The 14,595-nt window shown below is 54.3% G+C and carries 15 protein-coding genes and 1 tRNA gene; 14 read left to right on the top strand and 2 right to left on the bottom strand.

The window, feature by feature from the left end; all coding sequences use genetic code 11:
* The 7 genes from LDK53_RS20775 to dinB all read left to right on the top strand — a co-directional run.
* Positions 1-206: RnfABCDGE type electron transport complex subunit D (locus tag LDK53_RS20775; protein ID WP_225287955.1), on the top strand; the 206-nt coding region annotated here is incomplete at its 5' end.
* Complete coding sequence (locus LDK53_RS20770; RefSeq protein WP_225287954.1) at positions 199-993, top strand: Na(+)-translocating NADH-quinone reductase subunit C; 795 nt, start codon at positions 199-201, stop codon at positions 991-993. The genes LDK53_RS20775 and LDK53_RS20770, both read left to right, overlap by 8 nt.
* A complete protein-coding gene (locus LDK53_RS20765) occupies positions 986-1,624 on the top strand; it encodes an NADH:ubiquinone reductase (Na(+)-transporting) subunit D (protein ID WP_025760186.1) in 639 nt (212 codons plus the stop codon). Before LDK53_RS20770 ends, LDK53_RS20765 begins: the two co-directional genes overlap by 8 nt.
* A gap of 6 nt (positions 1,625-1,630) precedes the next feature.
* Positions 1,631-2,227: an NADH:ubiquinone reductase (Na(+)-transporting) subunit E gene (gene nqrE / locus LDK53_RS20760; RefSeq protein WP_023334613.1), complete on the top strand. Its 597-nt coding sequence runs from the start codon at positions 1,631-1,633 to the stop codon at positions 2,225-2,227.
* A gap of 10 nt (positions 2,228-2,237) precedes the next feature.
* Positions 2,238-3,461 carry an NADH:ubiquinone reductase (Na(+)-transporting) subunit F gene (gene nqrF, locus LDK53_RS20755; RefSeq protein ID WP_225287953.1) on the top strand — a complete coding sequence of 408 codons (1,224 nt, stop codon included), beginning with the start codon at positions 2,238-2,240 and terminating at the stop codon, positions 3,459-3,461.
* Positions 3,461-3,664: a (Na+)-NQR maturation NqrM gene (nqrM, locus tag LDK53_RS20750; RefSeq protein ID WP_025760188.1), complete on the top strand. Its 204-nt coding sequence runs from the start codon at positions 3,461-3,463 to the stop codon at positions 3,662-3,664. The genes nqrF and nqrM overlap by 1 nt, the downstream gene beginning before the upstream one ends.
* A gap of 106 nt (positions 3,665-3,770) precedes the next feature.
* Complete coding sequence (gene dinB / locus LDK53_RS20745; RefSeq protein WP_025760189.1) at positions 3,771-4,829, top strand: DNA polymerase IV; 1,059 nt, start codon at positions 3,771-3,773, stop codon at positions 4,827-4,829.
* Positions 4,830-4,891: 62 nt separating this feature from the next.
* Here dinB and pepD read toward each other — a convergent pair whose 3' ends face one another.
* Complete coding sequence (pepD, locus tag LDK53_RS20740) at positions 4,892-6,349, bottom strand: cytosol nonspecific dipeptidase (protein ID WP_045285113.1); 1,458 nt, start codon at positions 6,347-6,349, stop codon at positions 4,892-4,894.
* Between the two features lie 257 nt (positions 6,350-6,606).
* Here pepD and gpt point away from each other — a divergent pair, with 257 nt between their 5' ends.
* From gpt to crl, 3 genes are all read left to right on the top strand, one after another.
* Positions 6,607-7,065 carry a xanthine phosphoribosyltransferase gene (gpt, locus tag LDK53_RS20735; protein WP_003863205.1) on the top strand — a complete coding sequence of 153 codons (459 nt, stop codon included), beginning with the start codon at positions 6,607-6,609 and terminating at the stop codon, positions 7,063-7,065.
* Between the two features lie 106 nt (positions 7,066-7,171).
* Entirely contained in the window at positions 7,172-8,416 is a 1,245-nt protein-coding gene (gene frsA, locus LDK53_RS20730; protein ID WP_025760275.1) for an esterase FrsA, read from the top strand.
* A gap of 57 nt (positions 8,417-8,473) precedes the next feature.
* Positions 8,474-8,875 (top strand): sigma factor-binding protein Crl, encoded by a 402-nt coding sequence (crl, locus tag LDK53_RS20725; RefSeq protein ID WP_025760274.1) that lies wholly within the window; start codon positions 8,474-8,476, stop codon positions 8,873-8,875.
* A gap of 107 nt (positions 8,876-8,982) precedes the next feature.
* Here the strand turns inward: crl and phoE are convergent, their stop codons facing one another.
* Positions 8,983-10,035 carry a phosphoporin PhoE gene (gene phoE / locus LDK53_RS20720; protein ID WP_225287952.1) on the bottom strand — a complete coding sequence of 351 codons (1,053 nt, stop codon included), beginning with the start codon at positions 10,033-10,035 and terminating at the stop codon, positions 8,983-8,985.
* Between the two features lie 304 nt (positions 10,036-10,339).
* Between phoE and proB the strand changes: the two genes are divergently transcribed.
* The 4 genes from proB to LDK53_RS20700 all read left to right on the top strand — a co-directional run bounded on the left by proB (position 10,340) and on the right by LDK53_RS20700 (position 14,267).
* Positions 10,340-11,443, top strand: coding sequence for a glutamate 5-kinase (gene proB, locus LDK53_RS20715; RefSeq protein ID WP_025760272.1), 1,104 nt, complete (start codon positions 10,340-10,342; stop codon positions 11,441-11,443).
* Positions 11,444-11,454: 11 nt separating this feature from the next.
* Positions 11,455-12,708, top strand: coding sequence for a glutamate-5-semialdehyde dehydrogenase (gene proA / locus LDK53_RS20710; protein WP_095441188.1), 1,254 nt, complete (start codon positions 11,455-11,457; stop codon positions 12,706-12,708).
* Between the two features lie 111 nt (positions 12,709-12,819).
* Positions 12,820-12,895, top strand: a tRNA-Thr gene (locus LDK53_RS20705).
* A 163-nt stretch (positions 12,896-13,058) separates the two neighbouring features.
* Positions 13,059-14,267 (top strand): tyrosine-type recombinase/integrase, encoded by a 1,209-nt coding sequence (locus tag LDK53_RS20700; RefSeq protein WP_050870275.1) that lies wholly within the window; start codon positions 13,059-13,061, stop codon positions 14,265-14,267.
* Positions 14,268-14,595 lie beyond the last annotated feature (328 nt).

Raw genomic sequence — 14,595 nt, 5'->3', positions numbered from 1 at the left:
CCGACCCTGTCTCTGCCTCGTTTACGGATAAAGGCAAATGGAGCTATGGCGTACTCATTGGCGCGATGTGTGTCTTGATCCGCGTGGTTAACCCGGCGTACCCGGAAGGGATGATGCTGGCCATTCTGTTTGCCAATCTGTTTGCGCCACTCTTCGATTACCTGGTGGTGCGGGCCAACATTAAGCGGAGGAAGGCGCGTGGCTGAGGTTAAAAATAACGACAGCATCAGCAAAACGCTGCTGGTGGTGCTGGTGCTCTGTCTGGTCTGTTCGATTGTCGTGGCCGGCTCTGCCGTGGGGTTAAAACCCCTGCAGCAGGCGCAACGTGCGCTGGATAAACAGCGCAATATCCTGGCCGTCGCCGGGCTGATGCAGGAAGGGATGAGTGCAGACGACGTCTCGGCGGTCTTTGCGGAGCGTATCTCGCCGCGTCTGGTGGATTTAAAAACCGGACAACTGCTGGATAAAGACCCGGCGAAGTATAACCAGGCGCTGGCGCTGAAAGATCCGCAGATGAGCCTGACGCTGGACGCGTCACAGGATCCGGCTGGCATTAAACGTCGCAGCAATCTTGCTGAAATTTATCTCGTTCGTGACGCCCAAAAACGCGTTAAGGAAGTGGTGCTTCCTGTCTACGGTAACGGCCTGTGGTCAATGATGTATGCCTTTGTGGCCCTGGATACGGATGGCCGCACGGTCAAAGGCATTACGTATTACGACCAGGGAGAAACCCCGGGTCTGGGTGGCGAAGTGGAAAACCCGAACTGGCGGGCGCAGTTTATCGGCAAGAAAGTGCTTGATGACAACGGGCTACCCGCGCTGAAAGTGATGAAAGGGGCGGCACGTCCCGGTGACGACTACGCGGTAGACGGACTGTCCGGCGCCACGCTCACCTCTAAAGGCGTGCAGCACAGTTTTGATTTCTGGATGGGCGAGTTGGGCTTTGGGCCTTTCCTGAAAAACGTACGTGAAGGAGCGCTGAACAATGGCTGATACCGGTGAACTGAAAGAAGTCAAAAAGGTTCTCATTGGCCCACTGCTCGCCAATAACCCGATAACGCTGCAGGTGCTGGGCGTCTGTTCAGCCCTGGCAGTAACGACCAAGCTGGAAACGGCGGTGGTAATGACGCTGGCGGTAACGCTGGTTACTGCGTTTTCCAGCATGTTTATCTCCATGATCCGCCACCACATTCCCAACAGCGTGAGGATCATCGTGCAGATGGCGATCATCGCCTCGCTGGTGATCGTGGTCGATCAGCTGCTGCGCGCCTTCGCCTATGAAACCTCTAAACAGCTCTCGGTGTTTGTTGGGCTTATCATCACCAACTGTATCGTGATGGGACGTGCGGAAGCCTACGCCATGAAAATGCCGCCGCTGGCGAGCTTTATGGACGGTATCGGCAACGGCCTCGGCTATGGTGTGATCCTGCTGACCGTGGGGTTCCTGCGTGAGCTTATTGGCAGCGGTAAATTATTTGGCATCACGGTGCTGGAGACGGTGCAAAACGGCGGCTGGTATCTGCCAAACGGCCTGTTCCTGCTGGCCCCTAGCGCATTTTTCATTATCGGTTTGTTGATCTGGCTGATTCGTACGTTGAGACCAGAACAGCAGGAAAAGGAGTAACCGACGATGGCTCATTACCTGAGTTTGTTTGTGCGGGCGGTGTTTGTTGAAAACATGGCGCTCGCGTTTTTCCTCGGCATGTGTACGTTCCTTGCGGTATCCAAAAAAGTGTCGACGGCATTTGGTCTGGGCGTGGCGGTCACCGTGGTGCTCGGCTTATCGGTGCCGATCAACAACCTGGTGTACAACTTCGTGCTGCGGGACGGCGCGCTGGTAGAGGGCGTTGATCTCAGCTTCCTGAACTTCATCACCTTTATTGGTGTGATTGCCGCGCTGGTGCAAATCCTGGAGATGATCCTCGATAAGTACTTCCCGTCACTCTACAACGCGCTGGGGATCTTCCTGCCGCTGATCGCGGTGAACTGCGCCATCTTCGGCGGCGTTTCGTTTATGGTTCAGCGTGATTACAACTTCAGTGAGTCCGTGGTGTACGGCTTCGGTTCCGGCATCGGCTGGATGCTGGCGATTGTCACCATGGCGGGGATCCGCGAAAAAATGAAATATGCCAACGTGCCTGCAGGGCTGCGTGGCTTAGGGATCACCTTTATCACCACCGGGTTGATGGCGCTGGGCTTTATGTCCTTCTCCGGTGTGCAGCTATAAGGGCTAACAGATGGAAATAATACTTGGCGTGGTGATGTTCACGCTGATTGTACTGGTGCTGTCAGGGCTTATTCTGGTGGCGCGTGCGAAGCTGGTGAATTCCGGCGACGTAGTGATTGATATTAACGACGAGCCGCAGAATCAGATCCGCACCCCGGCGGGGGATAAGCTGCTCAATACGCTCTCGGGAAACGGCATTTTTGTCTCCTCAGCGTGCGGCGGCGGCGGCTCCTGCGGGCAGTGCCGCGTGACGGTAAAAGAGGGCGGTGGCGATATTCTGCCAACCGAGCTGGCGCATATCACCAAACGTGAGGCAAAAGAGGGCTGCCGTCTGGCCTGCCAGGTCGCGGTGCGTCAGAACATGAAAATTGAGCTGCCGGAGGAAATTTTCGGCGTCAAAAAATGGGAGTGCGAGGTTATCTCTAATGATAACAAAGCCACCTTTATTAAAGAGCTGAAGCTGCGGGTGCCGGAAGGGGAAGATGTCCCGTTCCGCGCCGGGGGATACATTCAGATTGAATGTCCGGCGCACACCGTGGCGTATGCGGACTTTGACGTGCCGCAGGCGTATCGTGCCGACTGGGACAAATTCAATCTTTTCCGCTTTGTGTCGGAGGTGAAAGAGCCGACACTGCGTGCCTACTCTATGGCCAACTACCCGGAAGAGAAGGGCATTATCATGCTCAACGTGCGTATTGCCACGCCACCGCCGAACGTGCCGGATGCCCCGCCGGGCATCATGTCGTCGTACATCTGGTCCCTGAAGCCGGGCGATAAGGTAACGATCTCCGGCCCGTTCGGTGAGTTCTTTGCCAAAGATACCGACGCGGAAATGGTGTTTATCGGCGGCGGTGCCGGTATGGCCCCGATGCGCTCGCACATCTTTGACCAGCTCAAACGACTGGGCAGCCAGCGTAAGATTAGCTTCTGGTACGGGGCGCGCTCCCTGCGCGAAATGTTCTATGACGATGAGTTTGAACAGCTGGCGCGTGAAAACCCGAACTTTACCTTCCATGTGGCGCTTTCCGATCCACAGCCGGAAGATAACTGGACGGGCTATACCGGGTTCATCCATAACGTGCTGTATGAAAACTACCTTAAACAGCATCCGGCACCGGAAGACTGCGAGTTCTATATGTGCGGGCCGCCGATGATGAACGCTGCCGTGATTAAGATGCTGAAAGATCTCGGTGTGGAAGATGAGAACATCCTGCTCGATGACTTTGGAGGCTGATGATGCTGACCTTTCTGGCTACCTTCGTGGTTTTCGTGCTCGTCATTTTCGGCATGGCGTTAGGCTGGATCGTTAAGCGGAAAAGCCTTCAGGGCAGCTGCGGCGGCATTACTTCCATTGGGATGGAAAAGGTGTGCGACTGCCCGGAACCGTGCGATGCGCGCAAAAAACGGATGGCCCGCGAACAGCAGCGCATTATTTAGTCTGGTAGGTCGGGTAAGGCGAAGCCGCCACCCGGCGTTCTTATATCCACTTCTCAACCCTCATTTATTTACTGTATACTTATCCAGTGATGAGTGAGGGCTTACTATGCGCAAAATAATCCATGTTGATATGGACTGCTTTTTTGCCGCAGTGGAGATGCGTGACAACCCGGCGCTGCGGGATATCCCCATTGCGATAGGCGGCAGCCGCGTTCAGCGGGGGGTCATCAGCACTGCCAACTATCCTGCGCGCAAATATGGCGTGCGCAGCGCCATGCCGACGGCGATGGCGCTGAAGCTCTGCCCTCATCTCACGCTTTTACCCGGTCGGTTTGAGGCATACAAAGAAGCCTCAAACCATATCCGTGAAATCTTCTCCCGTTATACCTCCCTGATAGAGCCGCTGTCGCTGGACGAGGCCTATCTGGATGTCACCGACAGCGTGCACTGCCACGGCTCCGCCACGCTGATGGCGCAGGAGATCCGTCAGACAATTTTCAACGAGCTCAATCTGACGGCATCGGCGGGCGTGGCCCCTGTAAAATTCCTCGCCAAAATTGCCTCCGATTTAAATAAGCCCAACGGCCAGTACGTTATTACCCCGGAAGAGGTGCCTGCGTTTTTAAAAACGCTGCCGCTTGGCAAAATTCCCGGGGTGGGAAAAGTCTCTGCCGCAAAGCTGGAAAGTATGGGATTACGCACCTGCGAAGATGTGCAGCGAAGCGATCTGGCCATGCTGCTCAAACGCTTTGGGAAGTTTGGCCGCGTGCTGTGGGAACGCAGCCAGGGGATTGACGATCGCGATGTGAACAGCGAACGGTTACGGAAATCCGTCGGCGTTGAGCGAACCCTCAGTGAAGATATTCATGACTGGTCCGAATGCGAGTTTATTATCACAGAACAGCTCTATCCGGAGCTGGAACGTCGCTTAATCAAGGTGAAGCCGGACCTGCTCATTGCCCGGCAGGGCATTAAGCTGAAATTCAATGACTTTCAGCAGACTACGCAGGAACACGTCTGGCCGCGTCTGAATAAAGACGATCTCATTGCGACGGCGAAAAAGGCCTGGGATGAGCGGCGGGCAGGGCGCGGTGTCAGGCTGGTGGGGTTGCACGTCACGTTGCTGGATCCGCAGTTAGAGCGACAGCTGGTATTGGGCCTGTAAAAAAAACCGGTGGCGCGACGTTGTTCACCCTCTCCCTTTGGGAGAGGGCTGGGATGAAGGTATTACTTAGCAGGAATCGCTTTCAGCAGTTCAGTCAGCAGGGTCCAGTAATGACCCACGCTTTCGATATGAACCTGCTCATCCGGCGAGTGCGGCCCGGTAATGGTTGGCCCGATAGAAACCATGTCCATGTCTGGATACGGTTTTTTAAACAGACCACATTCCAGACCCGCGTGGATCACCTGAATGTTCGGGGTGCTGTTGAACAGACGCTGGTAAGTTTCACGCACCAGTGCCATCACCGGCGAGCTTGCGTCCGGCTGCCAGCCCGGGTAGCTGCCTTTGGCGGAGGTTTTTGCACCGGCCAGCGTACCCAGAGATTCCAGCATGCTCACCACATACTCTTTACCGCTGTCGATAAGGGAACGGATCAGGCAGATGATTTCTGCGCTGTCGTCGCTCATGGTTACTACGCCCACGTTCAGTGAGGTTTCCACCACGCCTTTCGCCACGTCGGAGTTGCGGATCACGCCGTTTGGCGTTGCGTTCAACAACTGAACGAAAGTGTCACGAGACTGTGCGGTCAGCGCGGCTTTATCCGTTGAGACGGATTCCAGCACCACGGTCAGGTTTTTCTCTTTCGCGGACAGTTCGTTTTTCAGGATATCCAGGTAAACGCTGGAGAGTTTTTTCAGCTCGTCCGCTTTTGCGGCCGGAACAGCGACAGTCGCGAAGGCTTCACGTGGGATAGCGTTACGCAGCGTACCGCCGTTGAAATCCACCAGACGCAGATCCAGCTCAGCCGCGTGGCCTGCCAGGAAGCGCGCCAGCAGTTTGTTGGCGTTACCCAGACCCAGGTGAATATCACCGCCGGAATGGCCGCCTTTCAGTCCTTTCAGCGTCAGCTTAAAGGTCTGGAAACCGGCAGGAATCGCTTCGCGTGACAGCGGCAGGGTAGAGATGAAATCAATCCCGCCCGCACAGCCCATGTAGATTTCGCCTTCTTCTTCGGAGTCGGTGTTGATCAGAATATCCGCCTGCAGCCAGTTCGGCTGAAGACCAAACGCCCCGTCCATGCCCGCTTCTTCGGTCATGGTCAGCAGCACTTCCAGTGGACCGTGCTGAACGCTGTCGTCAGCCAGCACTGCCAGCGCGGAGGCCATACCGATTCCGTTATCTGCACCCAGGGTGGTGCCGCGGGCTTTCACCCAGTCGCCATCGATATATGGCTGAATAGGATCTTTAGTGAAGTCGTGAACGGTGTCGTTGTTCTTCTGTGGCACCATGTCCAGGTGCGCCTGCAGCACAACCGGTTTACGGTTTTCCATGCCTGCGGTAGCCGGTTTGCGGATCAGAATGTTGCCAACCTGGTCGCGTTCAGCGTGCAGACCTTTTTCCTTCGCCCAACCCATAATATGTTCGGCAAGCTGTTCTTCATGGTAGGACGGGTGTGGAATGGAGCAGATTTTGGCAAAAATATCCCACAGTGGCTGCGGAGATAGTTGAGACAGTTCAGACACGATAAGTCTCCTTGTCGATGCTCTGCAAACAGGGTTGCAGGTCACAGGGTTAGCAGGTTAATAGTCACCACAAGTCAGGCTTGCGAGATGAAACTGAGAATACCACTTTCTCTGCTGGCTGGTAGCATAAAGCATGTAAAAACTCAGGCAGAGGGCGCTAAACACTGGTTTTTAGTGCGTCAGATCTCTATAATCTCGCGCAACCTGGTTCACCCTCATTTTTTTAAGCCGTATATAAACAGGCTGGGACACTTCACATGAGCGAAAAATACGTCGTCACCTGGGACATGTTGCAGATCCACGCACGCAAACTGGCTGCGCGTCTGATGCCTTCCGAACAGTGGAAAGGCATTATTGCCGTCAGCCGTGGCGGCCTGGTACCGGGGGCGCTGCTGGCACGTGAGCTGGGTATTCGTCATGTCGATACCGTTTGCATCTCCAGCTATGACCATGACAACCAGCGCGAGCTGAAAGTGCTGAAACGCGCGGAAGGCGACGGCGAAGGTTTCATTGTTATTGATGATCTGGTGGATACCGGTGGTACTGCGGTGGCCATCCGCGAAATGTACCCGAAAGCGCATTTCGTCACTATCTTCGCGAAACCGGCGGGTCGCCCTCTGGTTGACGATTACGTGATTGATATTCCTCAGGATACCTGGATTGAACAGCCATGGGATATGGGCGTGGTGTTCGTACCGCCAATCTCAGGTCGTTAATTCCAGACCGCAATTATTTTAACGCCCGGTGATGCCGGGCGTTGTTTTTTTTAGTCTGACGCGCGTTACAATAGTCTCTATATGACGTATCCATGGAGGCAACGCAATGACGCAGGCCAATCTCACCGAGACGCTCTTCAAACCCCGTTTCAAGCACCCTGAAACCTCGACGCTGGTGCGCCGTTTTAACCCGGGTACCCAGCCTGCCGTCCAGTCCGCGTTAGACGGTAAAAACGTCCCCCACTGGTACCGCATGATTAACCGCCTGATGTGGATCTGGCGCGGTATCGACCCCCGTGAAATTCTCGATGTGCAGGCGCGCATCGTGATGAGTGAAGCCGAACGGACCGACAGTGAACTCTACGATACGGTGGTGGGCTACCGCGGCGGAAACTGGATCTACGAATGGTCTAAACAGGCGATGCTCTGGCAGCAAAAAGCCAGCCAGGAAGAGGATGCCATGCTCAGCGGCAAGCACTGGCTGCATGCGGCCAATCTCTACGCCATTGCCGCCTATCCTCACTTAAAAGGCGACGAACTGGCCGAGCAGGCGCAGGCGCTGGCCAATCGCGCCTATGAAGAGGCGGCTCAACGCTTGCCGGGCCAGATGCGTGAGCTCGAGTTTACCATTCCGGGTGGGTCATCCGTTACCGGATTCCTGCATATGCCGGAAGGTGAAGGTCCGTTCCCGACCGTACTGATGTGCGGGGGGCTGGATTCGTTGCAGATCGACTATTACAGCCTGTATGAGCGTTACTTCGCACCAAAAGGGATCGCGATGCTGACGCTGGATATGCCCTCTATTGGTTTTTCATCCAAATGGAAACTGACTCAGGATTCCAGCCTGCTGCACCAGCATGCGCTAAAAGCGCTGGAAAATATTCCATGGGTCGACCACACCCGCGTGGCGGCATTTGGCTTCCGTTTTGGGGCGAACGTTGCGGTGCGTCTGGCCTACCTTGAATCTTCTCGTCTGAAAGCCGTGGCCTGTCTTGGCCCGGTGGTTCACGCTCTCCTCAGCGACCCCGCCCGCCAGGGCAGCGTGCCGGAGATGTACCTCGACGTGCTGGCCAGCCGACTGGGTATGCATGATGCATCAGACGAAGCGCTGCGCGTTGAGCTTAATCGCTACTCGTTAAAAACGCAGGGCCTGCTGGGCCGCCGCTGCCCGACGCCGATGCTTTCGGGGTTCTGGAAGAACGATCCGTTCAGCCCGGAAGAAGAGTCGCGTTTAATCACGTCGTCATCTGCGGATGGCAAATTGCTTGAGGTGCCGTTCAGCCCGGTCTATCAGAATTTCGACAAAGCGCTGAAGGAGATTACGCGCTGGATCGCGCAGAGATTGTGTTAATAGATTGCTAAATTTCGCTGGTTTGGTAAAACAGTGGCTTCACAAAAGGAGATCGCAATGACGTTACCGAGTGGACACCCGAAAAGTAGATTGATTAAGAAGTTCATGGCTCTTGGCCCGTATATTCGAGAAGAGCAGTGTGAAGAGAATCGCTTTTTTTTCGACTGCCTGGCTGTATGCGTCAACGTGAAGCCTGCACCCGAAAAACGTGAATTCTGGGGCTGGTGGATGGAAATGGAAGCAGAAGAGAAACGTTTTACCTATAGCTACCAGTTTGGCCTGTTTAATAAAGACGGCAACTGGCAGGCTACCACCATTAAAGATCAGGAAGTGATCGATCGCCTGGAATATACGCTCAAAGAGTTCCACGACAAGGCGCGAGATTTGCTGGCCACGCTGGACCTGAAGCTTGAGCCCGCGGATAATTTTTCCAGTGAAGCGGCGAAACTGACGGCCTGATGCTCTTCTTCCTCTCCCTGTGGGAGAGGGCCGGGCTGAGGGCACCAGACCGCATTAATCCCCGATAAAAAAACCGGCATCAAGCCGGTTTTTTTATGTCTGCATTATCAGAACTGGTAGGTCATCCCCAGGGCAACGATATCGTCGCTGCTCACACCCAGTTTATTATCGTCATCAATCTGGTTGATTTTATAATCAACAAACGCGGACATATTTTTGTTGAAATAATATGTCGCGCCGACATCGATGTATTTCACCAGATCTTCATCACCGATACCTTCGATATCTTTGCCTTTAGACTGGACATAACCCAGGGACGGACGCAGACCGAAATCAAACTGATATTGTGCAACCAGTTCGATGTTCTGGGCTTTATTGGCGAAGCCACCTGAAATTGGGGTCATATTGCGGGTTTCAGAGTACATTGCCGCCAGGTAGATATCGTTCGCGTCATATTTCAGGCCGGTTGCCCAGGCTTCGGCTTTTTTGCCTTCGCCGCGCGTCAGCAGGTTCTGAGCGTTGGTACGGTCAGAGTTGGTGTATGCTCCGCTCACCGCGAAATCGCTGCCACCGAAGTCATAGGACAGAGAAGTACCGAAACCGTCACCGTTCTGTTTCTTGGCGTCACGGTTTTCGTTTTTACCCTGGTATTGCAGCGTCATGTCCAGGCCGTCAACCACGCCGAAGAAGTCGGTGTTGCGGTAGGTGGCAAGACCGGTAGCACGCTTGGTCATGAAGTTATCGGTCTGTGCAGAAGAGTCGCCGCCGAACTCCGGGAACATATCGGTCCAGGCTTCGACGTCATACAGTGCGCCCAGGTTACGACCATAATCCAGAGAACCGAAGTCTTTCAGTTTCAGACCGGCAAATGCCAGACGCGTTTTCTGAGAGGAGTCGCTCTCGGCTTTGTTACCCGCAAATTCGGATTCCCAACGGCCATAGCCCGTCAGCTGATCGTTAATCTGTGTTTCGCCTTTAAAACCGAAACGAACGTACGTCTGGTCACCGTCTTTAGAATCATCATCACTGATGTAGTGCATGGCTTTTACTTTGCCGTACACGTCCAGTTTATTACCGTTCTTATTATAAACTTCTGCGGCGTGAACCGATGCACAAGCTACTGCGCCCGTAACCACTAATGCCAGAGTGCTCTTTTTCATTTTCGATCCTGTCTTATAAACGCGCTAAAAAATTCGCTGGACGATAAGCGTCGGCTTAAGTCCCGTGAAAAAACAGGAAGGGTTTTATCGCTCTGCAATGAAACTTTTATGACAAACTAAGAATAATTTTAAAAAACTGTGATTTATTATTTCGGTAATAAAAGTGTCAATTTTCACCGCTACGCTTCCTGATCCCGCGCAACAAAGTGTTTCGCGATGTGCTAAGGCAGTTGGCAACCGGGCTGACTCCTGTTAAAACGTTCGTTCGACATTACTTTCCCTTATCGTTGAACGGCAGAGAATCATGAGTGACAGCCAGACGCTGGTGGTAAAACTCGGTACCAGTGTGTTAACAGGCGGATCGCGCCGCCTAAATCGCGCCCACATTGTTGAGCTTGTACGTCAGTGCGCTCAGTTACATGCCGCAGGGCATCGTATTGTGATTGTGACCTCCGGGGCGATTGCCGCCGGGCGTGAACACCTGGGTTACCCCGAACTCCCCGCGACGATCGCCTCCAAACAGCTGCTGGCCGCCGTGGGACAAAGCCGACTCATTCAACTCTGGGAACAGCTGTTCTCTATTTATGGTATCCACGTCGGGCAGATGCTGCTGACGCGTGCGGATATGGAAGACAGAGAGCGCTTCCTGAACGCCCGCGATACCCTGCGTGCGCTGCTGGACAACAATATCGTTCCCGTTATTAACGAAAACGATGCCGTTGCCACCGCTGAAATCAAAGTGGGTGATAACGATAACCTCTCTGCGCTGGCGGCGATTCTGGCCGGTGCGGATAAATTACTGCTTCTGACCGACCAGCAGGGGCTGTTTACCGCCGATCCGCGCTCCAACCCGGAAGCCGAGCTGATTACCGACGTTCACGGTATCGACGATGCGCTGCGCGCTATTGCCGGCGACAGCGTATCCGGCCTGGGTACGGGCGGCATGGGAACCAAGCTGCAGGCGGCTGACGTGGCATGCCGCGCCGGTATCGACACCATCATTGCGGCGGGTAGCCGCCCTGGGGTGATTGGTGACGTGATGGAAGGCATCTCCGTCGGTACCCGCTTCCACGCCCAGGAATCCCCGCTGGAAAACCGTAAGCGCTGGATATTTGGTGCGCCGCCTGCGGGCGAGCTTGTTGTTGATGAAGGGGCAACCGCCGCGATTCTGGAACGTGGAAGTTCATTGCTTCCTAAAGGAATTAAAAGCGTGACAGGCAACTTCTCCCGTGGTGAAGTGATCCGTATCCGTAACCTCGAAGGTCGCGACATCGCCCACGGCGTAAGCCGCTATAACAGCGATGCCCTGCGCCGCATCGCGGGTCAACACTCGCAGCAGATCGACGCCATTCTGGGCTATGAATATGGCCCGGTTGCCGTGCATCGCGATGACATGATTATTCGTTAAGGAGCCAGAACATGCTGGAACAAATGGGTGCCGCCGCGAAGGCCGCCTCTTACAAACTGGCGCTCCTTTCCAGCCGCGAGAAAAACCGCGTGCTGGAAAAAATCGCTGATTATCTGGAATCCCAGTCCCAGGAGATTTTGCTCGCCAACGAACAGGATCTGCTGGAAGCGCGTCGTAACGGGTTGAGCGAAGCGATGCTCGACCGCCTGGCCCTGACCCCGGCACGCCTGAAAGGTATCGCCGACGATGTTCGCCAGGTCTGCAATCTGGCTGACCCGGTCGGGCAGGTGATCGACGGTGGACTGCTCGACAGCGGTTTACGTCTTGAACGTCGCCGCGTGCCGCTCGGCGTCATCGGTGTGATTTATGAAGCCCGTCCAAACGTAACGGTGGATGTCGCCTCCCTGTGCCTGAAAACCGGTAACGCCGCTATTCTGCGCGGCGGGAAAGAGACCTGGCGCACCAATGCCGCGACGGTAAAAGTCATTCAGCAGGCGCTGGAAGAGTGTGGCTTACCTGCAGGCGCCGTGCAGGCGATAGAGAGCCCTGACCGCGCGCTGGTCAATGAAATGCTGCGCATGGACAAGTACATCGACATGCTGATCCCACGCGGTGGCGCGGGCCTGCACAAGCTGTGCCGTGAGCAGTCGACGATCCCGGTGATCACCGGCGGTATCGGCGTGTGTCATATCGTGGTGGACGACAGCGCTGAGATTGAACCAGCGCTGAAGATTATCGTGAACGCGAAAACCCAGCGCCCAAGCACCTGTAACACGGTAGAAACGCTGCTGGTGCATCAGGGGATTGCGAACACCTTCCTGCCGGCCCTGAGCAAACAGATGGCAGAGAGCGGCGTAACGCTGCATGCTGACGCCAGCGCGCTCGCGCTGCTTCAGGATGGCCCGGCGAATGTCGTGCCCGTAAAAGCGGAGCAGTACGACGATGAGTTCCTGTCCCTGGATCTGAACGTAAAAATCGTTACCGATCTCGACGACGCGATTGCGCACATCCGTGAGCATGGCACGCAGCATTCCGACGCTATCCTGACGCGTACGCTGCGCAATGCCGATCGCTTCGTGAACGAAGTGGATTCCTCAGCGGTATACGTCAATGCCTCAACGCGCTTCACCGACGGCGGTCAGTTCGGCCTTGGCGCAGAGGTGGCGGTCAGCACGCAGAAACTGCACGCGCGCGGTCCGATGGGGCTGGAAGCGCTGACCACGTATAAGTGGATCGGCTTCGGTGACGATACGATTCGTGCGTAAATAATCACGGGTGATGCAAAAATAGCCGTTTGATTCAAAAGGGCATTGACGCATCACCCGGATAGATCTAACCTTTTGCCCCGTGGTTACACTCGTAACCGGCCTCTCAGGGCCGATATAGCTCAGTTGGTAGAGCAGCGCATTCGTAATGCGAAGGTCGTAGGTTCGACTCCTATTATCGGCACCATTTCAAACTCTTCCCAAGTCTACCGAAATCAACTAAAAGCCTGTATACTAAGGTTTCTGGCCCGTATCTTATCTCCTGTCATCAACTGGACTCAACCGAAATCAAGTCGCAGTTGGGGGCATAAGTGGGGGCATTCTGTGTTCGGTCCAGGGAGATGCCCCCAATGAAGCTTAATGCGCGACAGGTAGACGCTGCTAAACCCAGAGAGAAAGCCTATAAGCTGGCAGATGGTGCTGGTTTGTATCTTGAGGTTGTTCCCTCTGGTTCCAGATACTGGCGGATGAAGTATCGCTTCAATGGAAAAGAGAAACGTATGGCTTTTGGTGTCTATCCAACAGTGTCCCTTGCGCAAGCGAGAGCACTACGTGATGAAGCCAAAAAAAAGCTGGCCGAGGGCATCGATCCGTCTTTCGCCAAAAAAGAAGAAAAGCTGGTTCGCGATGTGCAGCTCAACAACACATTTCAGGCTGTGGCGCTTGAATGGCACGGAACGAAGGTGAGCCGGTGGTCAGAAGGTTATGCCTCCGACATTATCGAAGCTTTCAATAAAGATATTTTTCCCTATATCGGCCAGCAGCCGGTGAATGAAATCAAACCGCTGGTTCTGCTGAATGTGCTGCGTCGAATGGAAAGCCGTGGCGCGACAGAGAAGGCCAAGAAGGTTCGCCAGCGCTGCAGTGAAGTCTTTCGTTACGCCATCGTTACCGGTCGTGCGGAATACAATCCTGCAGCGGATCTAACCAGCGCAATGTCAGGGCATGAATCGAAGCATTATCCCTTCCTTACTGTTGAGGAGTTACCAGACTTCTTTAAAGCTCTCGCAGGCTATACAGGAAGCCCGTTAGTTGTTCTTGCCGCTCGTCTGCTTATCCTTACGGGAGTTCGTACCGGCGAGCTTCGAGGTGCTTTCTGGAGTGAGTTTGATCTTGAGAAAGCCGTGTGGGAAATTCCTGCCGAACGAATGAAGATGAAGCGGCCTCACCTTGTCCCCCTTTCTACCCAAGCGCTGGAAATCGTACAGCAGCTCAAAGGGATGACTGGGCAATATCCACTGATATTCCCAGGGCGAAATGATCCCCGCAAAACGATGAGCGAAGCGAGTATAAATCAGGTGTTCAAGCGGATTGGATATACAGGAAAGGTCACGGGACATGGCTTCCGTCACACCATGAGTACCATTTTGCATGAGCAGGGATTTAACTCGGCGTGGATTGAAACGCAACTTGCACACGTCGATAAGAATGCGATCCGTGGTACTTACAACCATGCGCAATATCTGGAAGGAAGAAGGGAAATGATGCAGTGGTATGGGGATTTTATTGATGAGCTAAGGATGAGAGAAGCTGTAGTGAATATGCGTGTTGCGGGGTAAATACAACAATGCATCAGCCATCTAGATTTATAGATGGCTATTGTTTGGTGTGTTTTTTTGTCTGCGAAGTAATTTGCTTTAGATTCTGCTCTTTGATTCGGGTTCAAGTGGTCAAAACAACGGTAGCATCAGTCCAAAGGCCTTCAAACTATAGGGCAGATTTGTCTACGGGCTCGGGGGCACTCCATATCTTGGGAAGGAGCGTCCATCACTTTGCCACCGCATCGGCACTGATATGCGGGAATAAATCACCTGTCAGCCGATAGCCAATTTTTCATACTCCTCCAACAAAGGGCTCATGACGGCTCCAGTGGCCGTCATGAGCGAG

The sequence above is a fragment of the Enterobacter sp. K16B genome, from assembly GCF_020216105.1.
GTDB lineage: Bacteria > Pseudomonadota > Gammaproteobacteria > Enterobacterales > Enterobacteriaceae > Enterobacter > Enterobacter sichuanensis.
This window is presented reverse-complemented; position numbering and strand designations above follow the sequence as displayed.

What these genes read in the sequence shown, in the direction of transcription:
- LDK53_RS20765 (WP_025760186.1), top strand. Translation starts at nt 986, where the DNA reads ATGGCTGATACCGGTGAACTGAAAGAAGTCAAAAAGGTTCTCATTGGC.
- dinB (WP_025760189.1), top strand. Translation starts at nt 3,771, where the DNA reads ATGCGCAAAATAATCCATGTTGATATGGACTGCTTTTTTGCCGCAGTG.
- crl (WP_025760274.1), top strand. Translation starts at nt 8,474, where the DNA reads ATGACGTTACCGAGTGGACACCCGAAAAGTAGATTGATTAAGAAGTTC.
- frsA (WP_025760275.1), top strand. Translation starts at nt 7,172, where the DNA reads ATGACGCAGGCCAATCTCACCGAGACGCTCTTCAAACCCCGTTTCAAG.
- gpt (WP_003863205.1), top strand. Translation starts at nt 6,607, where the DNA reads ATGAGCGAAAAATACGTCGTCACCTGGGACATGTTGCAGATCCACGCA.
- LDK53_RS20700 (WP_050870275.1), top strand. Translation starts at nt 13,059, where the DNA reads ATGAAGCTTAATGCGCGACAGGTAGACGCTGCTAAACCCAGAGAGAAA.
- nqrE (WP_023334613.1), top strand. Translation starts at nt 1,631, where the DNA reads ATGGCTCATTACCTGAGTTTGTTTGTGCGGGCGGTGTTTGTTGAAAAC.
- nqrF (WP_225287953.1), top strand. Translation starts at nt 2,238, where the DNA reads ATGGAAATAATACTTGGCGTGGTGATGTTCACGCTGATTGTACTGGTG.
- nqrM (WP_025760188.1), top strand. Translation starts at nt 3,461, where the DNA reads ATGATGCTGACCTTTCTGGCTACCTTCGTGGTTTTCGTGCTCGTCATT.
- phoE (WP_225287952.1), bottom strand. Translation starts at nt 10,035, where the DNA reads ATGAAAAAGAGCACTCTGGCATTAGTGGTTACGGGCGCAGTAGCTTGT.
- proB (WP_025760272.1), top strand. Translation starts at nt 10,340, where the DNA reads ATGAGTGACAGCCAGACGCTGGTGGTAAAACTCGGTACCAGTGTGTTA.
- proA (WP_095441188.1), top strand. Translation starts at nt 11,455, where the DNA reads ATGCTGGAACAAATGGGTGCCGCCGCGAAGGCCGCCTCTTACAAACTG.